General features: G+C 70.3%; 24 protein-coding genes and 1 tRNA gene. 5 read left to right on the top strand and 20 right to left on the bottom strand.

The features are described 5' to 3' along the window. Positions 1-105 precede the first annotated feature (105 nt). The 5 genes from ABZV06_RS29660 to ABZV06_RS29640 all read right to left on the bottom strand — a co-directional run bounded on the left by ABZV06_RS29660 (position 106) and on the right by ABZV06_RS29640 (position 6,192). Positions 106-1,383, bottom strand: a complete 1,278-nt coding sequence (locus ABZV06_RS29660; protein ID WP_355625507.1) for an ABC transporter permease — start codon at positions 1,381-1,383, stop codon at positions 106-108. A gap of 3 nt (positions 1,384-1,386) precedes the next feature. After that, the gene (locus ABZV06_RS29655) at positions 1,387-2,739 is read right to left on the bottom strand and encodes an ABC transporter permease (protein ID WP_355246133.1); all 1,353 of its coding nucleotides are present in this window, start codon (positions 2,737-2,739) and stop codon (positions 1,387-1,389) included. After that, on the bottom strand, positions 2,736-4,247 hold the full coding sequence (locus ABZV06_RS29650; RefSeq protein ID WP_355625513.1) for an ABC transporter ATP-binding protein: 1,512 nt from the start codon (positions 4,245-4,247) through the stop codon (positions 2,736-2,738). The genes ABZV06_RS29655 and ABZV06_RS29650 overlap by 4 nt, the downstream gene beginning before the upstream one ends. A gap of 251 nt (positions 4,248-4,498) precedes the next feature. Then, entirely contained in the window at positions 4,499-5,566 is a 1,068-nt protein-coding gene (locus ABZV06_RS29645) for a BMP family ABC transporter substrate-binding protein (RefSeq protein WP_355246199.1), read from the bottom strand. 278 nt (positions 5,567-5,844) lie between these two features. Next, positions 5,845-6,192: a hypothetical protein gene (locus ABZV06_RS29640; protein WP_355246136.1), complete on the bottom strand. Its 348-nt coding sequence runs from the start codon at positions 6,190-6,192 to the stop codon at positions 5,845-5,847. A gap of 163 nt (positions 6,193-6,355) precedes the next feature. Here ABZV06_RS29640 and ABZV06_RS29635 point away from each other — a divergent pair, with 163 nt between their 5' ends. Next, positions 6,356-7,420 carry a LacI family DNA-binding transcriptional regulator gene (locus ABZV06_RS29635; RefSeq protein ID WP_355246139.1) on the top strand — a complete coding sequence of 355 codons (1,065 nt, stop codon included), beginning with the start codon at positions 6,356-6,358 and terminating at the stop codon, positions 7,418-7,420. A gap of 252 nt (positions 7,421-7,672) precedes the next feature. Here ABZV06_RS29635 and ABZV06_RS29630 read toward each other — a convergent pair whose 3' ends face one another. The 6 genes from ABZV06_RS29630 to ABZV06_RS29605 all read right to left on the bottom strand — a co-directional run bounded on the left by ABZV06_RS29630 (position 7,673) and on the right by ABZV06_RS29605 (position 12,302). After that, a complete protein-coding gene (locus ABZV06_RS29630; protein WP_355246142.1) occupies positions 7,673-8,110 on the bottom strand; it encodes a hypothetical protein in 438 nt (145 codons plus the stop codon). 107 nt (positions 8,111-8,217) lie between these two features. Continuing rightward, a complete protein-coding gene (locus ABZV06_RS29625) occupies positions 8,218-8,607 on the bottom strand; it encodes a GntR family transcriptional regulator (protein ID WP_355246145.1) in 390 nt (129 codons plus the stop codon). Next, positions 8,604-9,527: a YhjD/YihY/BrkB family envelope integrity protein gene (locus ABZV06_RS29620; protein ID WP_355625505.1), complete on the bottom strand. Its 924-nt coding sequence runs from the start codon at positions 9,525-9,527 to the stop codon at positions 8,604-8,606. The genes ABZV06_RS29625 and ABZV06_RS29620 overlap by 4 nt, the downstream gene beginning before the upstream one ends. Positions 9,528-9,606: 79 nt before the next feature. Beyond that, on the bottom strand, positions 9,607-10,188 hold the full coding sequence (locus ABZV06_RS29615) for a 2'-5' RNA ligase family protein (protein ID WP_355246154.1): 582 nt from the start codon (positions 10,186-10,188) through the stop codon (positions 9,607-9,609). 14 nt (positions 10,189-10,202) lie between these two features. Further along, complete coding sequence (trpS, locus tag ABZV06_RS29610; protein WP_355246157.1) at positions 10,203-11,228, bottom strand: tryptophan--tRNA ligase; 1,026 nt, start codon at positions 11,226-11,228, stop codon at positions 10,203-10,205. A 33-nt stretch (positions 11,229-11,261) separates the two neighbouring features. Next, positions 11,262-12,302 carry a hemolysin family protein gene (locus ABZV06_RS29605; RefSeq protein ID WP_355625511.1) on the bottom strand — a complete coding sequence of 347 codons (1,041 nt, stop codon included), beginning with the start codon at positions 12,300-12,302 and terminating at the stop codon, positions 11,262-11,264. A gap of 281 nt (positions 12,303-12,583) precedes the next feature. Between ABZV06_RS29605 and galE the strand changes: the two genes are divergently transcribed. Together galE and galK are read left to right on the top strand one after the other, a co-directional pair. Beyond that, the gene (gene galE / locus ABZV06_RS29600) at positions 12,584-13,567 is read left to right on the top strand and encodes a UDP-glucose 4-epimerase GalE (RefSeq protein WP_355625503.1); all 984 of its coding nucleotides are present in this window, start codon (positions 12,584-12,586) and stop codon (positions 13,565-13,567) included. Positions 13,568-13,622: 55 nt separating this feature from the next. Beyond that, the gene (gene galK / locus ABZV06_RS29595) at positions 13,623-14,792 is read left to right on the top strand and encodes a galactokinase (RefSeq protein WP_355625501.1); all 1,170 of its coding nucleotides are present in this window, start codon (positions 13,623-13,625) and stop codon (positions 14,790-14,792) included. Between the two features lie 266 nt (positions 14,793-15,058). On the opposite strand, the gene ABZV06_RS29590 is transcribed toward galK, so the two are convergent. From ABZV06_RS29590 to ABZV06_RS29555, 8 genes are all read right to left on the bottom strand, one after another. Then, entirely contained in the window at positions 15,059-16,372 is a 1,314-nt protein-coding gene (locus tag ABZV06_RS29590) for a GTP-binding protein (RefSeq protein ID WP_355625499.1), read from the bottom strand. Then, the gene (cysD, locus tag ABZV06_RS29585; protein ID WP_355246168.1) at positions 16,372-17,283 is read right to left on the bottom strand and encodes a sulfate adenylyltransferase subunit CysD; all 912 of its coding nucleotides are present in this window, start codon (positions 17,281-17,283) and stop codon (positions 16,372-16,374) included. The genes ABZV06_RS29590 and cysD overlap by 1 nt, the downstream gene beginning before the upstream one ends. A 65-nt stretch (positions 17,284-17,348) precedes the next feature. Then, complete coding sequence (locus tag ABZV06_RS29580; protein ID WP_355246171.1) at positions 17,349-18,179, bottom strand: inositol monophosphatase family protein; 831 nt, start codon at positions 18,177-18,179, stop codon at positions 17,349-17,351. 134 nt (positions 18,180-18,313) lie between these two features. Then, complete coding sequence (gene pth, locus ABZV06_RS29575) at positions 18,314-18,904, bottom strand: aminoacyl-tRNA hydrolase (RefSeq protein WP_355246173.1); 591 nt, start codon at positions 18,902-18,904, stop codon at positions 18,314-18,316. Positions 18,905-18,995: 91 nt separating this feature from the next. Then, on the bottom strand, positions 18,996-19,676 hold the full coding sequence (locus tag ABZV06_RS29570; protein ID WP_355625497.1) for a 50S ribosomal protein L25/general stress protein Ctc: 681 nt from the start codon (positions 19,674-19,676) through the stop codon (positions 18,996-18,998). Between the two features lie 311 nt (positions 19,677-19,987). Next, positions 19,988-20,968 carry a ribose-phosphate diphosphokinase gene (locus ABZV06_RS29565; protein WP_007455396.1) on the bottom strand — a complete coding sequence of 327 codons (981 nt, stop codon included), beginning with the start codon at positions 20,966-20,968 and terminating at the stop codon, positions 19,988-19,990. A gap of 57 nt (positions 20,969-21,025) precedes the next feature. Then, on the bottom strand, positions 21,026-22,585 hold the full coding sequence (gene glmU, locus ABZV06_RS29560) for a bifunctional UDP-N-acetylglucosamine diphosphorylase/glucosamine-1-phosphate N-acetyltransferase GlmU (RefSeq protein WP_355246179.1): 1,560 nt from the start codon (positions 22,583-22,585) through the stop codon (positions 21,026-21,028). Positions 22,586-22,695: 110 nt separating this feature from the next. Further along, a tRNA-Gln gene (locus tag ABZV06_RS29555) sits at positions 22,696-22,767 on the bottom strand. A 385-nt stretch (positions 22,768-23,152) separates the two neighbouring features. On the opposite strand from ABZV06_RS29555, the gene ABZV06_RS29550 reads away from it, so the two are divergent. Continuing rightward, the gene (locus ABZV06_RS29550; RefSeq protein ID WP_355246181.1) at positions 23,153-24,118 is read left to right on the top strand and encodes an acyl-CoA desaturase; all 966 of its coding nucleotides are present in this window, start codon (positions 23,153-23,155) and stop codon (positions 24,116-24,118) included. A gap of 222 nt (positions 24,119-24,340) precedes the next feature. Next, positions 24,341-25,027, top strand: coding sequence for a TetR/AcrR family transcriptional regulator (locus ABZV06_RS29545; protein ID WP_355625509.1), 687 nt, complete (start codon positions 24,341-24,343; stop codon positions 25,025-25,027). Positions 25,028-25,031: 4 nt separating this feature from the next. On the opposite strand, the gene ABZV06_RS29540 is transcribed toward ABZV06_RS29545, so the two are convergent. Beyond that, on the bottom strand, positions 25,032-25,508 hold the full coding sequence (locus ABZV06_RS29540; RefSeq protein WP_355246184.1) for a DUF4383 domain-containing protein: 477 nt from the start codon (positions 25,506-25,508) through the stop codon (positions 25,032-25,034). Positions 25,509-25,681 lie beyond the last annotated feature (173 nt).

Below are 25,681 nucleotides of genomic sequence, written 5' to 3'. Positions count from 1 at the left end.
TGGTGATTCACCAGAATCAGCCTCAGTTTCCGGTTCAGGCGGTCGGGGCGGCGAAGCGCAGGCCGAGGCCAGGTCGCAGTACGGGGGCTCGGTTTTCACGTGTCGTCAGCCCTTGATGTAGGGCTTGCCGTCCGCCGCCGGTGCCCGGACCCGGCCGACCAGGCCGGCGACCGCGAGGATCGTCGCCAGGTAGGGCAGCATGGCCAGGAACTGGCTCGGGATCACGCTGTTGATGGCACCCAGGTAGGTGGCGAGCTGGTCGGCGAAGCCGAAGAAGAGCGCGGCGAGCAGCGCCCCGGTCGGGTTCCACCGTCCGAAGATCAGCGCGGCCAGCGCGATGAAGCCCTTGCCGCCGATCATGTTCTTGGTGAACGAGTAGAGCGCCAGCGTGTACGACGCGCCACCGATACCGGCGACCACGCCGGCCAGCAGCACGTTGCGGTAGCGCACCCGCAGCACCTTGACTCCGAGCGTGTCGGCGGCGATCGGGTGCTCCCCAACCGACCGGGTCCGCAGCCCCCACCGGGTGCGGAACAGCCCGATGTGGATCACCAGCACCAGCAACAGGCCGAGGTAGAGGAAGATGTTGCCGCGGAACAGCGCCGGCCCGAGCACCGGGATGTCCTTGAGGAGCGGGATCTCCCAGTTGCTGAAGCGCGGCGCGCTGTTGTACTTCTCCGCGTCGGTCTGCATCAGCCGCTCGTAGAGGAAGCCGGTGACACCGACCGCCAGCAGGTTCAGCACGATGCCCATGACGACCTGGTCCACCAGGTAGCGGATGGCGAAGACGGCCAGCAGCAGCGAGATGAGCGCGCCACCGATGGCGGCGGCGACCAGACCCACCCAGACGTTGCCGGAGATGCTGCCGAACAGCGCGCCGCTGAACGCGCCCATCAGCAACTGCCCCTCGATGGCCACGTTGACCACGCCCGAGCGTTCACAGAGCACGCCGGCGAGCGCACCGAAGATCAACGGCAGAGCCAGGATGAACGTGCCTCGGATGATGTTGACCAGCGGCATGAAGTTCTGCCCGGTCGGCGCGGCGGAGACCTGCCAGCAGAGGAAGGAGAGCACGAAGGCGACCAGCCCGACGCCGAGCACCGGCAGGAACCAGCGCTTCGGCACGCCGGCGAGCAGGGCCGCACCGGCGGCGATCGTGATGATCCCGAACAGGATCGCGCCGATCGTGCCGTTGATCTCCAGCGCGGCGCCGGCCGCGTCGTCGCTGAGCGTGAAACGGGCCTGCTGGCCGGTGGCGAGCGCTCCGAACAGCACCGCCGCCAGCAGGCCGAGCGCCGTCAGCGTGAGGCCGACCTTGCGGGTCCGGGTCCAGAAACCCTCGTCGACGCCGACCGCGACGTCGGGGACAGCCATGGTGGACATCGGTTACCAGCCCTTCGCCAGGCTCGTCTGCAACCGGGCGGCCCGTGCGGCCCGGAGCTGGAAGATCGCCTTCACCAGGGCGGGTGCGGCGATGAAGATGACGATCAGCGCCTGGAGCACGGTCACCAGCTCCAGCGAGATGCCGGAGTACGACTGCATCCGGTTGCCGCCGGCCTGGAGCGCGCCGAACAGCAGCGCGGCGAGCAGCACCCCCCACGGCTTCACCCGGCCCAGCAGCGCCACCAGGATGCCGTCGAAGCCGATCTGGGCCACCACCAGCGGCGTCAGGGCGCTGGCGGTGGAGCCGAGCACCATGTTCGAACCGCCGAGCCCGGCCAGGACCCCGGAGAAGACCATGATCAGGATGTACGTCCGGGTAACGCTGATGCCGGCCGTCCGCGCGGCGTCCGGGTTGGCGCCGACCGCGCGCAGCTCGAAGCCGAGCGTGGACCGGTTGAGCAGCCAGGCGACCGCCCAGGTGGCCAGCACGGCGAGCAGGATGCCCGCGTGCACCCGCAGGTTGTCACCGAGCAGTCGGGGCAGTTGGGCGGACGTGTCCACCCCCTTGCTGATCGCGTCGGTCCGTGTCGGGTCCTGCACGCCGTTCTGCACGATCAGCCAGGTCAGGAAGTACGTGGCGACGTAGTTGAGCATGATCGTGTTGATCACCTCGTGGGCACCGGCACGAGCCTTGAGGATGCCCGGGATGAAGCCCCAGATCGCCCCGCCCAGCGCGCCGGCGAGCACCGCCACGAGCAGGTGCAGACCGGGCGGCAGCGGCAGCAGGAAGCCGGCCAGCGCGGCCAGGATCACGCCGATGGTGGCCTGACCCTGCGCGCCGATGTTGAACAGGCCACCGCGGAAGGCCAGCGCCACCGCCAGGCCGGTGAAGACCAGAGGCGCGGCGTACGTCAGCGTCTCGGAGATCGGCGCGAGCACGGCCTGCCAGCCGTTGCTGCCGTTCACCCAGCCGGAGAACGCCTCCGGGTCGAAGATCGAGCCCTTGAACAGGTTGGCGTACGCCTCGCTCACCAGCGTCCAGCTCGAACTGAACGCGTCCGAGGGGCGTGCGGTGATGTAGGTGTAGGTGTGCAGCACGTCCGGGTCGGAGACGACCATCAGCACCGCGCCGACGACGATCGCCAGCACCAGCGACAACAGGGTCACCGTGAAGGTGTTGGCCGCCCAGAGATTGTCCAGGAAGAGCCGGCCCAGGGACGGCTTCGGCTCCGGCGTCTTCTCCGTGGTGGTGGTGCCGGCCCGCTCGGTGTTGCCGAGGGCGTTCTGCGCCGCCTGCGCCTCGCTCGCCGGTTCCTTGTCCGGGGAGCCCGACTGCGGATTGGGGTTGGTGGTCATGCCTCGTCCTCGCTCGCGGGGCTGTCGGCAGACGCCGGACCCCCGTCGGCTGTGCCGGCCGCGTCCGGGCGGATGCCGGCCATCAGCAGACCGATCTCCTCACGCGGGGTGTCCGGGTCGACGATGCCGATGATCCGTCCGCGGTACATGACCGCGATCCGGTCGGCCAGCCCGACCACCTCGTCAAGCTCGCTGGACACCACCATGACGGCCGTGCCGATGTCCCGCTCGTGGATGATCTGGCTGTGGATGAACTCGATCGACCCGACGTCCACGCCACGGGTGGGTTGGGCGGCGATGAAGAGCTTCAGCGGCCGGGACAGCTCCCGTGCCACGATCACCTTCTGCTGGTTGCCGCCGGAGAGGGTGCCCACCGCCGCGTCCGCCGATGAGGTGCGGACGTCGAACTGCTCGATCCGCTCGCGGGCCGAGGACGCGATGGCGTCCGGCTTGAGGGCGAGCCCGGTGCCGAACGGTGGCCGGTCGTAGATGTCCAGCACCAGGTTCTCGGCGACGCTGAACTCCTTGACCAGGCCGTCCACGCTGCGGTCCTCGGGCACGTAGCCGACGCCGGCGCGGAGGACTCTCTTGGTCGTCCACCCGTTGATCTGGTCACCGCCCAGGCTGACCGTGCCGGCGAGCACCGGGCGCAGGCCCATGATCGCCTCGATCAGCTCCGTCTGGCCGTTGCCCTGCACGCCCGCCACGCCGAGCACCTCACCCGCGCGCACGGTCAGGTCCACGCCGTCGACAGCCCGGACCTGCCGGTCGTCGTCGACGATCAGCCCGGCGACCTCCAGCACCGGCTCGCCCGGCGTGGCCGTCGACTTGTCGACCGTGAGCCGCACGCTGCGGCCGACCATCAGCGCGGCCAGCTCGTCCCGGCTGGTCTCCGGCGAGGCCGTGCCGACCGTCCTACCGCGCCGGATCACCGTGATCCGGTCGGCGATCGCCTTGACCTCGCCCAGCTTGTGGGTGATGAAGACGATCGACTTGCCGGCCGCCTTCAGCGACCGCATGACCGTCAACAGCTCCTCGGTCTCCTGCGGCGTGAGCACGGCGGTCGGCTCGTCCAGGATGAGCAGGTCCACGTCGCGGGTGAGCGCCTTGACGATCTCCACACGTTGCTGGATGCCGACCGGCAGGTCCTCGATCACCGCGTCCGGGTCGACCCGCAGGTTGTAGCGCTCGGACACCTCGGTGACCTCGCGACGGGCCCGTCGCCGGTCCAGGAAGCCGGCGATGCCGCCCCGGACCTGCTCGGCCCCGAGCATGATGTTCTCGGCCACGGTGAAGACCGGCACCAGCATGAAGTGCTGATGCACCATGCCGATTCCAGCCCCGATGGCGTCGGACGGGCCCTTCAGCTTCAGCGGCGTGCCGTCGACCAGGATCTCGCCCTCGTCGGGCTGGTATAGCCCGTAGAGCACGTTCATCAGGGTCGACTTGCCCGCGCCGTTCTCGCCGAGCAGGGCGTGGATCTCTCCAGGCTCCACCGTCAGATCGATGTGGTCGTTGGCGACCAGATCACCGAACCGCTTGGTGATGCCGCGCAGTTCGAGTCTCAGCGCAACCTCCTGGAGTGCGAGCGATGGTGCAGCCTAGCTGCCGTCGAACGGCCCGGAGCGGCCTGGCCGACGCGGTGCGCGATCGGCCGCTCCGACCCACGCGGTCACCCACGGGGCCGAAGCGGCCGATCGGTCGTACCTGTACCCCCACCGACCCCTCCGATGATCTCACCGGGGAGGCCGGCCGGACGTCACTTGGTCGGCTGGGCCTTCGAGGTGACGGTGATGGTGCCGGCGGCGATGTCCGCCTTGATCTTCTCGACCTCGGTCTTCAGCTCGGCCGGGACCTTGCCGTCGAAGTCGTGGTACGGGGCGATCGAGACACCGGTGTTGGCCAGGGTGCCGACGAAGCCCGGCTCGGCCTGCAGCTTCTCGCCACCGGCCGCCTTGAGCACGGCCTCCTTGACAGCCTCCGGGATGTTCTTGACGACCGTCGTGACGATCGCGGCGCAGTCCGGCGTGCTCTCGCAGCCGTCGACGTCCACCCAGATGGTGCTGTACTTGCCGCCGGAGGCCTTGGCCGCCGAGGTGGTGCCGAGGCCGGCGCCGCCGGCGACCGGCATGATGATGTCCGCACCCTGGGCGACCAGCGCGTCGGAGACCTTCTTGCCCTCGTCCTGCTTGTCGAAGGCGTTGGTGAAGGAGCCCTTCTGGGTCTCCTTGTTCCAGCCCAGCGCCTGGACGTTCTTGCCCTTGGTGGTGTTGTAGTACTTCACACCGTCGACGAAGCCGTCCATGAAGATCGTCACCGGCGGGATCGGCAGGCCGCCGTAGGTGCCGACCTTGCCGCTCTTGCTCATCCCGGCGGCGAGGTAGCCGGCCTGGAACGCGGCCTGGGCGGTGTCGAACTGCATCGGGTAGACGTTGGCGTCACCCGGCTTGGCGTCGACGATGCCGAACTGCTGGTTCGGGTTCGCCTTGGCGATCTTCGAGGTGGACTCGGCCATCAGGCCACCGACCGCCAGGATGAAGTCGCACTTCTGGTTGACGAACTGCGTCAGGTTCGGCTCGTAGTCCGCCTGCGCCTTCGACGCGACGTACTTGATGTCGATGTTGTCGTTGGCGGCCTTGGCCGCCTGCAGGCCCTTCCAGGCCGAGGTGTTGAACGACTTGTCGTCGATGCCGCCGACGTCGGTCACCATGCAGGCGCTGTACTTCTTGGCGCCACTGCCGGCGTTCTTGTCATCATCGGGGGCCTCGCCACACGCGGCGGCGCTGAGCACGAGCCCACCTACCGCGAAGATCGAGGCGATCCGCATCCCACGCACCGAGCGCAAGACGTCTCCTTCCCATTGCACACCGCGCCTAGTGCGGTGGCAGCCCATCAGCCGACCTGCGGGTGTGCCGCCGGCTGTCCCACGTTACGGACGGGAGCGTACGCCCGCGCCCACCCACCGGCCGACAATCGTGCACGACTGTTGAGCGCCTGTTACCCGGGTGTAACCCTTGCGTGGGGCACATCACTCTTCGTGCTGCTAACCGAGCGCCGAGGCGTCGCGGATGTCCGGTTTCCTGCGAGCGGTCACCTCCTCGGACGCTACCGCCAAAAGACCGCCACCGCCGCGTTGACCAGGGTCAGGCCGACGATCGCGAGGAAGTGACCGCGATTGACCACGTCCCGCTTCCGGGAGAAGAAGACCATGACGAAGATCAGCAGCGCGATCACCAACTTCGTCACAAGTTTTGCCGGGTCCGGCTCGGCGTCGCCGCCGCCGCGCAGGGGCGCGGAGAGCCCGAGCCCGGTCAGCAACTGGATCACGGCACCCCAGAGCATGGCGGCGTTGATCCGCAGCTTCCCGCTGACGTACTGGGCGATCGAACCACCGAGCAGCAGAGCGAAGCCGATCAGATGGACGTAGAGGAGGATGAGTCGGAGTGCTTCCACGTCACTCATCCTCCCCTATCAACGACATTTTGTAGTAGTGGGGTCGTCGGTTCCGCGGTCCTGGCCCTGCCGTCTGGCACGGATCGAACGACCCCGCGCACCGCCGAAGCAAGAGTTTGCAGACAACGGAAGGGCTTGCAGGCCGCTCCGCAAGAACTTGCCGGTGGGCTACAGTGCCGCCATGCGCGCTCGACTGTCCGACATCGCCCAGCAGGCCGACGTCAGCGAGGCCACGGTGTCGCGGGTGCTCAACGACCGCCCCGGCGTGGCGGCGGAGACCCGGCAGGCGGTTCTCACCGCCCTCGACGTGCTCGGCTACGAGCGACCGGCGCGACTGCGCAAGCGCAGCGCCGGCCTGGTCGGCCTGGTGGTGCCGGAGCTCGACAACCCGATCTTCCCGGCGTTCGCGCAGGTCATCGAGTCGACGCTGGCGCAGAGCGGGTTCACCCCGGTGCTCTGCACCCAGACCGCCGGCGGCGTGACCGAGGACGAGTACGTGGAGATGCTGCTGGACCGGCAGGTCTCCGGGATCGTCTTCGTCTCCGGCCTGCACGCCGACACCGCCGCCAACCACGACCGCTACCGGGCGCTCATCGCCCGGCCGCTTCCGGTCGTAATGATCAACGGGTACGTCCCCGACGTCGCCGCCCCCTTCGTCTCCTGCGACGACCGGGAGGCCGCCGACCTGGCGGTGGCCCACCTCGTCGCGCTCGGGCACCGACGGATCGGCCTGATCACCGGCCCGGACCGCTTCGTGCCGGTGCGGCGCAGGGTCGCCGGCTGGCGAGCGGCGATGACCCGGCTGGCCGGCGTCGCCGAGGCCGATCTCGGCCCGCTGGCCGAGCTGACGCTGTTCGGTGTGGAAGGTGGCGAGGCGGCGGCCGGCCGGCTGCTCGACCGTGGTGTCACCAGCCTGGTCTGCGGCTCCGACCTGATGGCGCTCGGCGCGGTGCGGGCGGCCCGACAGCGCGGCCTGACCGTGCCGGGTGACCTCTCCGTCGTCGGCTACGACGACTCGCTGCTGATGGCCTTCACCGACCCACCGCTGACCACCGTGCGGCAACCGGTCACCGCGATGGCGGTAGCCGCGGTCCGGGCACTGGTGGACGAGATCAACGGGCACGGCGCCCCGCACTCGGAGTACCTGTTCCGCCCCGAGCTGGTCGTACGCGGCTCCACGGCGGTCGCCCCGGCGGCCGTGCGTCTTCCGTACGCCAGGTCCGCCTGACTCGCACCCGGAGCCGGCGGCGTGTCGCGCCGAGCCGGCGAGCGCGCGCCGCGCACCGATCACCTGCTGCCGGTCGACCCGGTCACCTGGTTGGAACGGCGCTGAGCGGGTAACCGAAATCCGACCTGGTCGTCCGTCGTGCCCCGCGCCAACGGGCGACTGGGCTGCCGGCCCCTTGTGGTGGGGGGTGAGGTGCACCGGCGTCACGCGGAGCGAACTCCGCGCGGCGCCGGTGTTCGTCTGACGCCCGCGTCACTTGGCGGTGAGCAGCGCCGCGATCCGGGTGAAGCCAGCCCGCACCTCGGCCTCGTTCGGCGGTTCGGCGGGTTCGCCGTGACCCGCCTCGTCGGCCGCGGCGTCCAACTCCTCGTCGATCACGTCCTCGAAGTCGCCGTACAGGTCAGCCCCCTCGACCTGCCGGGCCTCGTCCTCGGCGGCCACCTGCGCGGCGGCGATCTCGCTGCGGATCTCGTCGGCCGACAGCGCCGGCAGCAGCGGTTCCACGACGGCCATCAACTGCTCCTCGGCCACCACCGCCTCGGCCAACGCCAGCGCGTGCGGCCGTTCGTACGGCCCGCACACCACCGGCTCCCACTCGTCCAGGTCCCCGAGCGGCCCGAAGGTGATGATCCACGGCAGGCCGAGCATCGGCGAGTCGGCCGGTAGGTCCAGTGTCATGAGTGCGCCCACGGGCTCATCATGGTCCGCGAACGTGAGCGCCGGTGCCGTTCTGTTCAGTTACCGCCCGTCCGGCGTCCGATCGGCAACCGTTCAGCGCGGGCTTCGTCGTCCTCGGCTCAGTCGTGCCGGGTGGCGTCGACGGCGGCGCGGACGAGAGCGACAGCGCGGTCGGGGGGTACGCCCAGCCGCCGCGCCTCGGCGGCGTACTCGACGGCGACCCGGTGCAGCCGGTCGACGGCGTCGTCCCGGCCGGGGGCGACGAAGGTGCCGTTGCGTCCCCTGGTCTCCAGCAGCCCGGCTGCCTCCAGCTCCCGGTACGCCCGCGCCACCGTGTTCGCGGCCAGGCGCAGGTCGGCGGCGAGCTGCCGAACGGTGGGCAGGCGACTACCCACCGGCAACCGGCCGTCGCCGACCAACTCGGCGAGCTGCCCGCGCACCTGCTCGTACGGGGGCACCGGCGAGTCCTGGTCGACCGTGATCAGCACGTCGGGCATCTCCGCCGTCATCCCGCACCCCCCGGAGCACCGGGATCGGTGTTCTCGTCCACATCCACCGCAGGGGCGCCCTCGGCCAGGTCCACCACACGTCCGCTCCGGCTGGTCGCGAGCAGCGCCGCCCCGAACAGCACCAGTTGGTTCAGCAGGTAGAGATAGAGCAGCAGACCGACCGCGCCGGCCACCACGGTGTACGCCGGATTCCGCTCGGTGCGCACCACGTAGTACCGCCCGACCGTGTTGAGCAGCGTGATGCCGACCGCCACCAGCAGCACCACCGGACGTAACCGGGACCGGCTCATCCGCAGTCGGGGCACCGCGAGCAGCAGCGCGGTGGCGAGGACCGCGTTGACCAGCACACTGAGGACGGCACTGATGGTGGTCAGGCCGACCGACCCGGTGCTGCGCAGCAGGAAGCGCAGCAGTGATTCCAACGCGTCCACCGCCGCCACCGAGAGGCCGAGCAGCACGAAGACGCCGATCATCACACCCAGGTCGACAAGCCGCCGGACGACGAGGTTGCCGGGCTGCTGGTTGAGCGCGTACATGAGCCGCTGGGAGGAGCGGATGGCCTCCACCCAGCCGATGCCGGTGAACACCAGGATGACGAGGCCGACCACCCCGACCGTGCCGCTGGAGTTGGCGATCTGCTGCGCGTCCAGGAACGGCAGGTTCTCCTTCAGGAATCCGGCCGCCGCCTCGCTGACCTCGTCGTTGTCCTCGAGGATGGCGCCGAAGATGGAGTACGCGACAAGGGCGAGAGCGAAGACGGCGAAGAAGCCGTAGTAGGCGATCGCTGCGGCGAGCCTCCCTGCCAACACGTCGGCGTAGAGCGTCCCGGCTCGCCAGACGTGGTCGAACAGGCCAGACCGGGCACGCGCGGCACCCACCCAGCGGTCGATGCCCGCCTCGATCCGGCCGATCACGTTCACGCGATCATCCTCGCCGATCTCCCGCCGCCGTCCCGGCAACCAGTACAAGACCGCTCGCCGCCCGGCGCGTCGCCGAACGTCAGTCGCCGAGGCGGAAGTCCCGGCGCGGCTGCCACCGGGTCTGCCCACTGTGCGAGAACAGGGTGAACCCGTCGACCTCGAACATCGCGGAGAAGTCGGCCAGATCCTCGTACACCTTGTCCAACGCCTCCGGAGCGACGTCCTGGGCCACGGTGACGTGCGGATGGTACGGGAAGCGAGCCTGGCGGTGCAGTCCCGGCGCGGACGCGATGGCCGCGGCCAGCAGCTCGCATTCGCTGATGCCGGCGGCCACCGCCACGAACACCACCTGCGTCACCGGCCGGAACGTGCCCGTGCCCCGCAGGTGCAGCGTGAACGGCAGATGCGCGGCGGCCACCGCGGCCAGGTGCCGCTCGACGCCCGGCAGCACGTCGGTCGGGATCTCGGTCGGACCGAGCAGCGTCACGTGCGCGGGCACCGCGAGGGGATCACCCGCCTCGACCCGTCGCCGGGTGAGTTGCGCCCCCCACGGCTCCGGGATGTCCACCGCGATGCCGATCTGCACGGTGTCGCCGGTCGACGACACCCCGCCACTGCGATCCACACCCCGTGCCACCACGTCGGCCACCGACTCGCCCACCTGTCCCCGCAGCGTTATTCGCCGCGCACCGGCGGGAAGAAGCCGATCCGCTCGTACGCGGACCGCAGGGTCGCGCCGGCTACGGACCGGGCCTTCTCCGCGCCGGCGGCCAGCAGCTTGTCCAGCTGGGCCGGGTCGTCGAGGTACGTACGCGTGCGCTCCTGGATCGGACGGGCGAACTCCGCCACCACCTCGGCCAGCTCCTTCTTGAGGTCGCCGTAGCCGCGACCGGCGAACGCCGACACGAGGTCGTCGATGCCACGCCCGCTGAGTGCCGAGTAGATGGTCAGCAGGTTGGACACGCCCGGCTTGGTCTCGGCGTCGAAGACGATCTCCCGACCGGTGTCGGTCACCGCGGAGCGGATCTTCTTGGCGGACCGGGCCGGGTCCTCCAGCAGGTCGATGATGCCCGCCGGCGAGGACGACGACTTGGACATCTTCGCCGTCGGGTCCTGCAGGTCGGTGATCTTCGCGGTGTCCTTCACGATGTGCGGCGCGGGCACGGTGAACGTCGCGCCGAACAGCGAGTTGAAGCGCTGGGCGAGGTCGCGGGACAGTTCCAGGTGTTGGCGCTGGTCCTCGCCGACCGGCACCGCGTTGGCCTGGTAGAGCAGGATGTCGGCGGCCTGTAGGACCGGGTAGGTGAACAGCCCGACGCTGGCCCGCTCGTTGCCCTGCTTCTGCGACTTGTCCTTGAACTGGGTCATCCGGCTGGCCTCGCCGAAGCCGGTGATGCAGCCGAGCACCCAGGCCAACTGCGGGTGCTCGGGCACCTGCGACTGCACGAACAGGGTGCTGCGGTCGGGGTCGATACCGACCGCGAAGAGCTGGGCGGCCGCCACCCTGGTCCGTTGACGCAGCACCGCGGGGTCGTGACCGGCGGTGATCGCGTGCAGGTCCACCACGCAGTAGAACGCGTCGTGGGTGTCCTGCAGGGCCACCCAGTGCCGCAGGGCTCCCAGGTAGTTGCCGAGGTGGAACGAGTCGGCCGTCGGCTGGATGCCGGAGAAGACGCGGGGTCGCTCGGGAACGTCGGGCATGACGATAATTCTGTCAGCAAGCGAGCGGAGCCGTCATGACGGGCCGGCGCGTCGGCCCCGGCCCGCCGGTGTCGGGGCGCTGACCTCGCGTCGCCCGGCCGTACCCACCCGTCGACCCGGCCCCACGGCGACGGCGCGCTGCTGCCCCGCGGCGCTCCCGTCCGCCTCGCGCAGAAGGCCGGTGGCGGGGTCACGTCGCTGTTCCGGCACCCGCACCGCCGTCACCGCGAGCCGGGCGACCCGGCGTCCGTCCAGGGCCAGCACCCGCAGCAACCAACCGTCGGCCGGGGCCGCCGGAGCTCCGCTCCCGCCGTCGGACGGCTCGGCGGGTACCGGAACCTCGTCCCCGGCCAGCGGCAACCGACCCAGCACCGCCATCACGTACCCGCCGACCGTCTCGTACGGCCCGGCGGGCAGCGCCACCCCGGTCCGCTCGGCGAAGTCGGCGAGGTTGAGTCGGCCGTCGACCACCGCGGGCAGGCCGGCGCGCCCCGATTCGGGTGTCGCGTCGTACTCGTCGTGGATCTCCCCGACGAGTTCCTCGATGAGGTCCTCCAGGGTGACGATGCCGGCGGTTCCGCCGTACTCGTCGATCACCACCGCCAGGTGGTGGCCCTCCCGACGCATCTCGGTCAGCGCGGCCAGGACCCGCTTGCTCCCGGGCACCTGCTTGACCTCGCGGGTCAGCTCGCCGACGGTGCAACAGGGGTCGGCGTCCGGACGCAGCAGCACGTCCCGCAGGTGCACGAACCCGACCACGTCGTCATGGGTGCCGTCGGTGACCGGGTAGCGGGTGTGCGTCTCGGCCCGCACCAGCCGGGCGGCCTCGGCGATGGTCAGCCGGGCCGGCAGGAAGACCACCTCGGTACGGGGCATCATCACCTCGCGGACGAGGCTCGCTCCCGCGGCCAGCACCTCGTCGATGATCCGCCGCTCGTCCGGGTCGAGCACCGTGTTGGCCGCGACCAGATCCCGCAGTTCGGCTTCGGAGATGCGCTCCCGACCGGCCGCCGGACCGGTGCCGAGCAGATTGGTGACGAGGCGGCTGGCGCCGTCGGCGGTACGGACGAGCATCCGGGCGACGGCTCGGGCAAGCGGCCCGGGGTCGCGGCGGGACGCTCCCCGCACGCGTCGCCGGAGCCCGGAACGGGCCGCTTCCCGCATGACAGAGATGGTAGACACCGTGCGCCCGCCACACGGGAGATCACACGCAGTCACCGGGATATGTGCGGCTCTGTTTAAACATGAGAGATTATGATGGAATGGCGGGCGGCGCGATCCACACTGCTTTCCATCGCCGCCGTAGGGTGATCACCAAGGGCCACGTCCCGGCGGGCCAGGCAGGAGGCAACGACGTGAAACTGCTCGTCACCGGGGGTGCCGGCTTCATCGGCAGCGTGGTGACCCGGATGCTGCTCGACGCCGGCCACCAGGTCGTCGTCCTGGACGACCTGCGCACCGGTCACCGTGCGGCACTCGCACCGGACGCGACCCACGTCGAAGCGTCCATCCACGACGCCGCCCAGGTCCTCACCCCTGACGCCGGCTTCGACGGAGTGCTGCACTTCGCCGCCCTCATCGCCGCCGGCGAGTCGATGGTGAAGCCCGAGCTGTACTGGCAGAACAACACCATCGGCACGCTCGCCCTGATCGACGCGGTCCGCGCGGCCGGGGTGCCCCGGATGGTCTTCTCCTCCACCGCCGCCGTCTACGGCAACCCCACCGAGCTGCCGATCACGGAGACCGCGGTCAAGGCGCCCACCAACACGTACGGCGCCACCAAGCTCGCCGTCGACATGGCGCTCACGTCCGAGGCCGTCGCGCACGGGCTGGCCGCCGTGTCGCTGCGCTACTTCAACGTCGCCGGCGCGCACCTCGACGGCGACGTCGCACTCGGCGAACGTCACGACCCGGAGACGCACCTCATCCCGATCGCCCTCGATGTCGCCGCCGGTCGGCGCGAGAAGCTCCAACTCTTCGGCGACGACTACCCCACCGTGGACGGCACCTGCGTGCGCGACTACATCCACGTCGCCGACCTCGCCCGCGCACACCTGCTGGCACTGGACGCCGCGACCGCGGGTCAGCACCGCATCTACAACCTCGGCAACGGAACCGGCTTCACCAACCGCCAGGTGGTCGACGTGGTCCGCGAGGTGACCGGCCACCAGCTTCCGGTCGAGGTGGCGCCGCGCCGCGAGGGCGACCCCGCCGAGCTGGTCGCCTCCTCCGCGCTGGCCCGCGACGAGCTGGGTTGGGTGCCCCGCAAGCCCACGCTGCACGACATGGTCGGCGACGCCTGGGCCTTCTACCGCACGCACGTCCTGGAGCAGTCGTGAGCGCGAGGAGTGAGCCGGGTTTGCGAGCCCCGCAGTCGCGAGCAGAGGAGGCACGATGACCGGCCCCACCGGTGACGTCGTCGAGCGGGCCACCGTCGGCTTCACCGATCAGTACGACGCTCCGGCCGCCGGCCTCTGGGCCGCACCCGGTCGGGTCAACCTGATCGGCGAGCACACCGACTACAACGACGGGTTCGTGCTGCCCTTCGCGCTGCCCATGCGTACCGTGGTCGCCGCCGACCGGCGGGACGACGAGCGCTGGACGGTCTGGTCCGAGCTCTCCGGCGAGACGATCGACTTCGACGCCGACGACGTGGCCGAGCCCGGCCGGGTGACCGGTTGGGGCGCGTACGTGGCCGGGGTGGTCTGGGCGCTGCGGGACGCCGGCCACGCGGTGCCCGGCGCCCGGCTGGCCATCGCCTCCGACGTGCCGCTGGGTTCCGGGCTCTCCTCGTCGGCCGCGCTCGAGTCGGCCGTGCTCGCCGCCCTGCTCGACCTCGCGGGGCTGGAGCTGCCCGCCGAGCGACTGCCCCGGCTGGCGCAGCGGGCGGAGAACGTCTACGTGGGTGCGCCGACCGGCATCATGGACCAGTCCGCCGTGATCCGCTGCCGCGTCGGCCACGCGCTCTTCCTCGACTGCCGCGACGAGTCGGTCGAACACATCCCGTTCGACCTGGACGCCGCCGGGCTGACTGTGCTGGTCATCGACAGCCGCGCGCCGCACCGGCACGCCGACGGCGAGTACGCGGCCCGCCGCCGATCCTGCGAAGCTGCCGCCGAGGCGCTCGGCGTTCCGGCGCTGCGCGACGTGACCGTCGACCAACTCGACGCCGCCCTGGCCCGGCTCGACGACACCGAGACCCGACGCCGGGTCCGGCACGTGGTCACCGAGGACCAGCGCGTGCTGGACACCGTCGCGCTGCTGCGCGCCGGCCGGGTGCGGGACATCGGCCCGCTGCTCACCGCCTCGCACGTCTCGATGCGCGACGACTTCGAGATCACCGTGCCGGAGATCGACACGGCTGTCGAGGCGGCGCTGTCGGCCGGCGCGCTGGGGGCACGGATGACCGGCGGCGGGTTCGGCGGCTGCGTCCTCGCCCTGGTGGAGAGCGACCGCGCCGACGCGGTGTCCGACGCCGTCCGAGCCGCCTACGCCGAGCGCAACTACACCGCCCCCACCACGGTCCCGGTCCTCCCCGCCCCCGGCGCCACCCGCCTGCGCTGACCCCCACCGGCGCTGCCCCCTGCCGGCGCTCCCCGGCGCTCCCCGGCGCTCCCCGGCGCTCACCGGCGCTCACCCCGGTTGATCAAGAGATCGGCGTCAGAATCCGGGCTCGGATTGACGCAAACCTTTTGATCAACCGGCGAGGTCGGGGGTGGCGGCGGGATGATCGTGCTTGTTAATGGAAGTAGTGGCCTTCCCGTTCGGGGAGGCCACTACTTCGTGGATCGAGCGCGATCTTGGCGGCGCGAACGGGCGCGCGGGGCGGGTTAGGCGGCTTCGACGATCATGGCGGCGCCCACCGTGCGGTTGGTGGTCTCGTCGATGATGACGAAGCCACCGGTGGTGCGGTTGCGGCGGTACTCGTCGGCCAGCAGCGGCACCGTCGTCCGCAGCCGCACCCGGCCGATCTCGTTGAGCCGCAACTCGTCGGCCGACTCGTCGCGGTGCAACGAGTTGATGTCCAACCGGTAGTACAGCCCGCGCACGATCGCCCGCGCCGACCGCGTGGTGTGCTTGATCGCGTAGCGGCCGCCGACCCGCAACGGGGCCGTCTCGTCCATCCAGCAGACCATCGCCTCGATGTCCTGGGAGACGGCCGGCGCGTTGTTCGGCCGGCAGATCATGTCGCCCCGGGAGATGTCGATCTCGTCGGCCAGTCGTACCGTCACCGACATCGGCGGGAACGCCTCCGCGACCGGCCCGTCGGCGGTCTCCACGGCGGCGATCCGGCTGGTGAAGCCGGACGGCAGCACCATCACCTCGTCACCCGGCTTGAGCACACCGGAGGCGACCTGACCGGCGTAGCCGCGGTAGTCGGTGACCGTGGTGGACTGCGGGCGGATCACGTACTGCACCGGGAAGCGGACGTCGACCAGGTTGCGGTCACTGGCGATGTGCACCCGCTCCAGGTGGTGCAGCAGCGACGGGCCCTCATACCACGGCATGTTCTCCGACCGGGTGACGATGTTGTCGCCGCGCAACGCGGAGACCGGCACCACGGTCAGGTCCGGTACGTCGAGCTTCGCGGCGAACGCGGTGAACTCGTCGGCGATCTGCTCGTAGACCTCCTGCGACCAGTCGACCAGGTCCATCTTGTTGACGCACAGGACCAGGTGCGGCACCCGCAGCAGCGAGCACAGGAACGCGTGCCGGCGGGACTGCTCGACGAGGCCCTTGCGGGCGTCCACCAGGATCAACGCCAGGTCGGCCGTGGACGCGCCGGTGACCATGTTGCGGGTGTACTGGATGTGCCCGGGAGTGTCCGCGATGATGAACTTGCGCCGTGGCGTGGCGAAGTACCGGTACGCGACGTCGATGGTGATGCCCTGCTCCCGCTCGGCGCGCAGGCCGTCGGTGAGCAGCGCGAGGTTGGTGTACTCGTCGCCACGGGCCGCGCTGACCGCCTCCACCGCCTCCAACTGGTCGGTGAAGAGCGACTTGGTGTCGTACAGCAGCCGGCCGATCAGGGTGGACTTCCCGTCGTCCACGCTGCCGGCGGTGGCGAACCGCAGCAGGTCCATCGGCCGCGCCTCGGGCGCGGTCTCGGTGCCGGCCGCCGGGGCCAGGGTCTCGGTGGTCATCAGAAGTAGCCCTCCCGCTTGCGGTCCTCCATGGCGGCCTCGCTGACCCGGTCGTCACCACGGGTCGCGCCCCGCTCGGTGATCCGGGTGGCCGCCACCTCCTCGATGACCTTCTCCACGGTGTCCGCGTCCGAGCGGACCGCCGCGGTGCAGGAGGCGTCGCCGACGGTGCGGTAGCGCACCTGGGCCTTGAACCGCTCCTCGCCAGCGCGTGGGCGGAAGAACTCGTTGACCGCGTAGAGCATGCCGTCGCGCTCGATCACCTCGCGCTCGTGGGCGTAGTAGATCGACGGCAACGGGATGCGCTCGCGGGCGATGTAGTGCCAGACGTCCAGCTCGGTCCAGTTGGACAGCGGGAAGACCCGGATCGACTCGCCGGGGTGGTGCCGCCCGTTGTAGAGCGACCACAGCTCCGGGCGCTGGTTCTTCGGGTCCCACTGGCCGAACTCGTCGCGGAAGCTGAACACCCGCTCCTTGGCCCGCGCCTTCTCCTCGTCCCGGCGCGCGCCGCCGAACAGCGCGTCGAAGCGGTGCTTCTCCACCGCGTCGAGCAGCACCGGCGTCTGGATGCGGTTGCGCATGCCGTCGCCGGACTCCCGGACCATGCCGCTGGCGAGGGCCTCCGGCACGCTCGCCACCACGAGCTGCAACCCCAGCTCGGTGACCCGCTGATCGCGGTATTCCAGCACCTCGGCGAAGTTGTGCCCGGTGTCGACGTGCATGACGGGGAAGGGGATGTTGGCCGGAGCGAACGCCTTCTGCGCCAACCGCAGCATGACGATCGAGTCCTTGCCGCCGGAGAAGAGCAGCACCGGACGTTCCATCTCGGCGACAACCTCGCGCATCACGAAGATGCTCTCCGCCTCGAGAGCGTCCAGGTGGGAGACGCGGTAGGCCGCGGGGGAGGTCATGACACTCGCTCGCTCATCCGATTTCCAGACCTTTCCGGTCGGACATGTCAAGAAGTGCGCTCAGGCTACCCGGAATGCCTCTGCAGCGCTGCAAGCAACCGGCTGGCGAGATCCTTGCGACAGACCAACAGGTCCGGCAGGCGCGGATCCGCCTCGTTGTATCGAAGCGCAGAACCGTCGATCCGGGAAGCGTGCAGTCCGGTGGCCGTCGCCACAGCCACCGGCGCGGCCGAATCCCACTCGTACTGTCCGCCGGCGTGGATGTACGCGTCCACCTCGCCGGTCACCACCGCGGCGATCTTCGCCCCGGCGGAACCCATCGGCACCAGATGCGCACCCACGTCCTCGGCCAGGTCGGTCAGGAACACCGGCGGCCGACTCCGACTCGCCGCCAGACGGATCTTGCGCTCGCCGGCCGTCGCGGCCTCCACAGTCATCGGCGGGTACGCGGGCGGATAGTCGGTGCCCAGCACCCGGTGCTGCGCCGGCAGCCCCACCGCCCCGGCGACCAGCCCGTGCGGGCTCGGCGCGCTCCGCGCCCAGAGCGCGATGTGCACCGCCCAGTCCGAGCGGCCCTCCTCGGCGAACTCACGGGTGCCGTCCAACGGATCGATGATCCACACTCGGTCCGAGGTCAACCGCGACACCGCCCCGGCGTTCACCTCCGCCGCCCAGGCCAACCGCGATCCCTCGTCCTCCTCGGAGAGCACCGCGTCGCCCGGCCGCCACTTCGCCAACTCCGTGCGGATCAGGTCGTGCGACACCTTGTCCCCGGCCGACTTCAGCGCGCCACCGTCCGCGAAGCCCATCTCGGCGCGCAGGTCGAGAAGCGCCTGCCCGGCCCGGGAGGCCAACCACCGGGCGAACGCCCCGTCGATCATCGGAGGACTGCCCATCTGCCCGCTCCCGTCGCTTCGCCGCGGCCGTGCCCGCACGCACCGATCGGCCGCGACCCGCGTCGCCGGTCACGGCACGCCGAAAGGCGCAGACTACCGGCCCGGCGTTTCCGATCCGGTACGCACCGCCCGACTCAACCGCCGTGATACAGGTTCTGGGTCGGCTCCACGCCCTTGACGATCACCGACTCCACCACGTCGGCAGCCCGGTCCACCAGGAAATCGAGCTCCTTGCGTTCCGCCGCGCCGAAATCCGACAGAACGAAATCCGCCGGGTCCTGCCGCCCCGGTGGACGACCCACCCCGAACCGCACCCGGGCGTAGTCCTTCGTGCCCAGCGACTTCGACATCGAGCGCAGGCCGTTGTGCCCGCCCTCGCCGCCGCCGAACTTGATCCGCACCTGGCCGAACTCGATGTCCAACTCGTCGTGCACCGCGACCACCTGCGCCGGCGGCACCTTGTAGAACTGCGAGAGCGCCGCCACCGGCCCGCCGGAGAGGTTCATGTACGTCAGTGGCTTCGCCAGCACCAGCTTCGGGCCGCCGAACCCCAGCCGACCCTCCGCGACCTCGGCCACCGCCCGCTTGTGCCGGCCGAACCGCGCGCCCACGCGCCCAGCCAGCAACTCGGCCACCATGAAACCGACGTTGTGCCGGTTGCCGGCGTACTCCCGGCCCGGGTTACCCAGGCCGACCACCAGCCACGGTCCCGCCTCGTCCGTCACGACCCGCCCCTCCCGACGTCTTCACCGACACCCGATACGCCGGCAGGCGCCCCCGAAGCTCGGGAACGCCTGCCAGCAGAGTACGAACCGATCAGGCCTCGGTACGCGCCTCGGCGCTCTCGGCGGCGTCGGCGCCCTCGGAGCCCTCGGTGGTCTCGCCGGCCTCGGCCTCGGCCTCGTCGGTGGCCGTCTCGACCTCGGGCAGCGTCGCCTCGAGCTGCTCCGCCGTCGGCGCGGCGGTCACCGAGGCGACCGTCAGCTCGGAGTCGGCGGCCAGCTCGACACCCGAGGGCAGGTCGACGTCGGCGGCGGTCACCTGGGAGCCCGCCTCCAGGCCCTCGATCGACGCCTCGAGGTGGTCCGGGACCTTGGTCGCGTCGGCGGTCACCGAGAGGGTGTCGTGGTCGTGCACGATCAGGGTGTCCCGGGCGGCCTCGCCCGTCAGCTGCACCGGAACCTCGACGGTGACCTTCTCGCCACGGCGGACCAGGAGCAGGTCGACGTGCTCGAAGCTGTCCTTGATCGGGTCACGCTGGATCGCCTTCGGCAGCGCCAGCACCTGGGTGCCGTCGGTGATGTCGATGGCGAAGAGCTGGTTGGCGCCACCCTTGCGGATCGCGGCGGCGAACTCCCGCGACGGCAGCGCGATGTGCTTGGGCTTCTCGCCGTGGCCGTACAGCACGGCTGGCACCTTGCCGGCCCGGCGGGTACGACGGGCACCACCCTTGCCGAACTCGGTGCGGGGCTCGGCGCTGATCTTTACCTCGGACACGGGGAAACTCCTGATGCTTCGCTGCGGCGGCTTGTCGTCTTGCGGTGCTGGGGCGAGGGGCTCGCTGGGGCTCATGCGTCATGAACGACTGCCCGGAGCACCGCGTCGATGACGGTGCCTCCGTGCGGCGCTCTTCAGCGGCCCGCCGGGCACCCTCGCCGTGGCAACCGCACCAGTCTACCCGAGCCAATTCGCTGGTTTCCGGCAGTCCCCGGTCACGGCTCCAGGCTGACCCGCCGACGGCGTCTCCCGACGGCGAGCCAGCCCTTTTCGAGCAGTTTGTCAGCCTTTGTGGCGGGACTCGGCCACTCTCAGCTCAGGCCACCGAAGAGGGTGGTCACCGAACCGTCGTCGAACACCTCCCGGATCGCCCGCGCCAGCAGCGGGGCGATCGACAACACGGTCAGCTTGTCCAGCTGCTTCTCCGGCGGCAACGGCAGCGTGTTGGTCACCACGACCTCGCTGATCGGGCTGTTCTTCAACCGCTCGGTGGCCGGGTCGGACAGCAGCGCGTGGGTGGACGCCACCACGATCTCCGCCGCACCCGACTCCTTGAGGATGTCCGCCGCCTTGGCGATCGTCCCACCGGTGTCGATCATGTCGTCGACGATCAGGCAGACCCGACCCTCCACCTCACCGACCACCCGGTTCGCCACCACCTGGTTCGGCTTCATCGGATCGCGGGTCTTGTGGATGAACGCCAACGGGCAGCCGCCCAGCCGGTCGGTCCACCGCTCGGCCACCCGCACCCGACCCGAATCCGGCGCCACCACGGTCATCGGCCGGCCGGCGTACCTGTGCTCCACGTACTCGGCCAGGATGTCCATCGCGAAGAGATGATCCACCGGGCCGTCGAAGAAGCCCTGGATCTGGGCGGTGTGCAGATCGACCGTGAGGATCCGGTTCGCACCGGCGGTCTTCAGCAGGTCCGCCACCAGCCGGGCCGAGATCGGCTCCCGACCGCGGTGCTTCTTGTCCTGCCGCGCGTACGGGTAGAACGGCAACACCACGGTGATCCGCTTCGCCGACCCCCGCTTCAACGCGTCCACCATGATCAGGGTCTCCATGACCCAGGTGTTCACCCCGTGCGTCACGGACTGCACCACGAAGGCGTCCGAACCACGCACCGAATCCTTGAACCGTACGAAGATCTCGCCGTTGGCGAACTCGTACGCGTCGGCCGGCGTCGGTGCCACGCCGAGCACCTCGCCGATCTCCTTGGCCAACTCCGGGAAACCCCGTCCGGAGAAGAGCATCAGGCTCTTGCGGTTTTCGGCGACGATGCTGCCCATGGGCCCGTCTGCTCCCGTTTGTCGGCGGTACCCGGCCCGGTGGTGGTGGGTCGGGGACTATTCGGTTGCAGTATCTCCCGCGCCGGACGCACCGCCCACCGTCTCGGCCCGCCCGTGCATTGCCTCACTGTCACTTGCGGCGCCACCCATTTCCGACGCACCCTTCGCGTCGCTGGATCGCTGCGCACCCTTCGCGTCGCGGGCACGCTGCGCGGCCTCGGCCGCCGCCGTACCGGCCCGCCGCATCACCACCCAGCCCTCGATGTTGCGCTGCCGCGCCCGGGCGACACCCATCGCGCCCGGCGGCACGTCGTCCACGATCACCGAACCGGCCGCCGTGTACGCGCCGTCGCCCACCTCGACCGGCGCGACGAACATGTTGTCCGCGCCCGTCCGGGCGTGGCTGCCGATCACCGTACGGTGCTTGTTGACCCCGTCGTAGTTCACGAAGACCGACGCGGCCCCGATGTTGGTCTGCTCGCCGATCGTCGCGTCACCGACGTACGTCAGGTGCGGCACCTTGGAGCCGGCACCGATCTCGGAGTTCTTCACCTCGACGAACGTGCCGACCTTCGCCTTGTCCGCGAGCCGCGCGGCGGGCCGCAGGTACGCGTACGGCCCCACGCTCGCGCCCGCGCCCACCTCGGCGCCGACCGCGTGACTGCGGACCACCGACGCGGCCGGGCCGACGATCGTGTCGACCAGCGTGACGTCCGGACCGACCAGCGCGCCCGCACCGACGACCGTGGCCCCGCGCAACTGGGTGTTCTGGTCGATCACCGCGTCGCGGTCCACCGCGACCGTCACGTCGATCCAGGTGGTCATCGGGTCGAGCAGGCTCACTCCGGTGCGCATCCACGCCTCGTTGACCCGGTCGCGCAGCAGCCGGCGCAGCGACGCCAACTCCACCCGGTCGTTGCACCCGAGCGTCTCGACGTGGTCGACGGCCACGTGCACCGCGACCGGCTCGCCGGCCGAACGGAGCAGACCGAACACGTCGGTCAGGTACTCCTCGCCCTGGTCGTTGTCCGTGGAGAGCTTGCCCAACGCGTCGCGCAGCCGCGCCGCGTCGAACGCGTAGATCCCGGCGTTGATCTCCCGGATCGCGCGCTGCGTCGCGTCGGCGTCGCGCTCCTCGACGATCTGCTCCAGTCGACCGTCGGCGTCCCGGACGATCCGCCCGAGCCCGGTCGGGTCGGGGACCTCGGCGGCAAGCACGGTGGCCGCCGCGGCAGCCTCCTCGTGCGCGGTCACCAGCGCGCCCACCGTCTCCGGCCGCAGCAACGGCACGTCTCCGTTGATCACCACGACCGTGCCGGCACCCTCCGGCACGGCGTCCAGCGCGATCCGCACGGCGTGCCCGGTGCCGAGCTGCTCGGCCTGGAGCACGGGCGTGGCCTCGGGGGCGATCTCGGTCAGGTGGGCCCGGACCTGGTCGGCGCCGTGGCCTACCACGACGACGGTGCGGTCGGCGGCCAGCGGGGCCGCCGCGCTCAGCACGTGGCCGAGCAGCGTACGACCGAGCAGGGGGTGGAGCACCTTGGGCAGTGTCGACTTCATCCGCTTGCCCTCACCGGCGGCGAGTACGACGACGGTACGAAGGTGGGGCTGGGGCACGACGTGGCTCCCGTCGGGACGGCGGACACTCTCGCGGCCATGCTAACCACGAGGCCCGACACGGTTCCCTCTTACCCCCACGAGAACCTAAAACGGACTTATGGGGACAGCTCGGCCGCCAGGGTTCGAACCTGAAATACGGGTACCAAAGACCCGGGTGTTGCCAATTACACCACGGCCGATCGCAGCGTCGAAAACGTCGACGCGACGGGATGCGCATCCTGCCGCTACACCTTAACGCCCGACTTCGTCGAAGCCAGCACTCATACCCTCCATGATCCCCTCGGCCTCCCGAAACAACTGCCGCTACCGATACTGCGATCCGGGGCCGTCGAGGGGCATACACCTCGATGGGCGTCGCCTTCCGGCGGCACTCGGCGCGGCCCGGAGAGCGGCTCGACGTCGCGCGGACGGCGCACCTCGACAGCGATCGGATCGGCCCTGAGCAGCACGTTGGAACGGGCGTACGACGACGCTTCGAAACTTCCCCGTGCGATCTACCGAGCCGTAAGTTACGGTGACGTAGGCGTAGGTTCGTGATCGTTTCCGTCCCCTCTGCGAGGTGTCATGTCCACCACCGTGCTCGAACCCAGCACCACCGGCTCCGGCCCGAAACCGCTCACCGACGGCACCCAGTCCCCCGGGATCCTGGCCGCCCTGTGGGCGTTCGTCGTGATCCCGTTCGCGGCCCTGCTGATTGCCGTACCGGTCGCCTGGGGCGGCTGGCTGGGCTGGACCGACGTGATCATCGGCCTGGTCTGGTACGTGGTCTCCGGGCTCGGCATCACGGTGGGCTTCCACCGCTACTTCACGCACGGCTCGTTCAAGGCCAAGCGGTGGCTGCGGGTGACCCTGGCGGTGGCGGGTTCGCTGGCGGTGCAGGGCGAGATCATCCAGTGGGTGGCCGACCACCGGCGGCACCACGCGTTCTCCGATCTGGAGGGTGACCCGCACTCGCCGTGGCGGTTCGGCACGAGCGTCTGGGCACTGACCCGGGGCCTGTTCCACGCCCACGTGGGCTGGCTGTTCCGTCGCGAGCTGTCCAACCGGGAACGTTTCGCGCCGGACCTGATCGCCGACCGTGACATCAGCCGGGTGGACCGGCTCTTCCCCGCGCTGGTGGTCATCTCGCTGCTCGGGCCGGCGCTGATCGGGGGTCTGGTGACCTGGTCGTGGCAGGGCGCGCTCACGGCGTTCTTCTGGGCCGGGCTGGTCCGGATCGGCCTCCTGCATCACGTCACCTGGGCGATCAACTCGGTCTGCCACGTGTACGGCGAGCGCCCGTTCGCGATGCGCCAGGGCGACCGCGCGTCGAACTTCTGGCCGCTGGCGATCCTGTCGTTCGGTGAGAGCTGGCACAACCTGCACCACGCCGACCCGACCAGCGCGCGGCACGGTGTGCTGCGGGGTCAGGTGGACATCTCGGCGCGGGTGATCTGGCTGTTCGAGAAGGTCGGTGCGGCGTCGCAGGTGCGTTGGCCGAAGCCTGAACGCCTCGCCGCCAAGCTCGTGAAGCCGGTCGCACCCCGGTAAACCGGGCGGTGCCACAGGGTGTCGCCTGGCAGGATGGCCGGATGACCGAGCGACGCGGGGGGACCGGACGGCTCGGCGGACGAGGGCCGGGCCCGATCCGGGTTTGGTCGCACGGCACGGCCGGGCGGCCAAGCCGCCCGCCAGTGAGGCGACGACGTGAACGGGCACAGCGGAGACACCATCCCACGGCAGGGCGTGACCGAGCGCCAGCGAGGCGGCGACATGCCCGAGGCGAGTGACGAGGCGGGCGGCCGGCGGCTGACGCCGGCCGCGACGCCGAAACCCAAGCCCACCTCACGAGTACGCATGTCGGCGGCGCAGCGCCGGGAGCAGTTGATCGCGATCGGCCGGCAACTGTTCGCCGAGCGGGGTTTCGACGCCACCTCCATCGAGGAGGTGGCGGCCCGCGCCAAGGTCTCCAAGCCGGTCGTGTACGAGCACTTCGGTGGCAAGGAGGGGCTCTACGCGGTCGTGGTCGACCGGGAGGTCCGGGCCCTGCTCGACCGGATCACCACGGCACTGACCGCGGGCCATCCGCGTGAGTTGTTGGAGCAGGCGGCGATGGCCCTGCTGGGCTACATCGAGGAGGAGACCAGCGGATTCCGGGTGCTGGTCCGCGAGTCGCCGTTGATGTCCGGCACGGCCACCTTCAGCAGCGTGATGAACGACGTCGCCCACCAGGTCGAGCACATCCTCGGTGCCGAGTTCAAGAGCCGCGGGTACGACCCGAAGCTGGCCGAGCTCTACTCGCAGGCGCTGGTGGGCATGGTCGCGTTGACCGGCCGGTGGTGGCTGGAGGTGCGCAAGCCCCGCAAGGAGACGGTGGCGGCGCACCTGGTCAACATGGCGTGGAACGGGTTGTCGCATCTGGAGGCGAAGCCGACGCTGATCACCGCGCGCCGTCGCTGAGGCGTCAGCTGCGGTGCGCGTCGGCGACCGGATGCTTGCGGCGCTCGCGCTCCGCCTCGGCGTGCTCCGACGGGCCGACCTTGTCGTAGAGGCCGGTGCCGAGCAGGACCAGCCCGAACAGCATCGACACGATCACCGTCGACATCGAGAAGTTGAGGAAGTTCGCGTCGGTCTGCAGCACGGCCATGATGAGGATGCTGGTCACCAGGAACACCGCGCCGGCGGTGAGGTTCATGTAGTGGCCCAGGTTGCTGCGCCGGGACGCCCCGATGATCAGGACGACTCCGAAGATCACGGAGGCGAGCGAGAAGGCCAGGTTGGTCCGCAGGCCGAGGGCCCAGGTGCTGTTGCGGGCGAAGAGCGGGTCGCCGATCGTCTCGGCGACGCCCCAGACGCCGAAGACCAGGATGTAGACGCCGATCAGCCCGGAGAGGACCCGGTAGAGCGGCCGTGCCGGATGGTTGACCGGAAAGTGCGGCATTCCCGAACCCCCTGAGGTGACTGTTCAGGGGAATTGTCACCTAGGACAGAGTCAACTGTCCGAAGAACCACAATGCCGGAGGTCCGCCGAATGGCCGTACCAGGTCAGGTTTTCGCCGGAGCCCGAGCTGCGCAGGGATCAAGCCTGACCGCCCGGAGCAGCTCGGGCTCCGG

Source organism: Micromonospora sp. NPDC005172, assembly GCF_040608555.1.
GTDB lineage: Bacteria > Actinomycetota > Actinomycetes > Mycobacteriales > Micromonosporaceae > Micromonospora.
The sequence above is the reverse complement of the archived record's forward strand: the minus strand, read 5'-3'. Positions and strand labels throughout refer to the sequence as shown.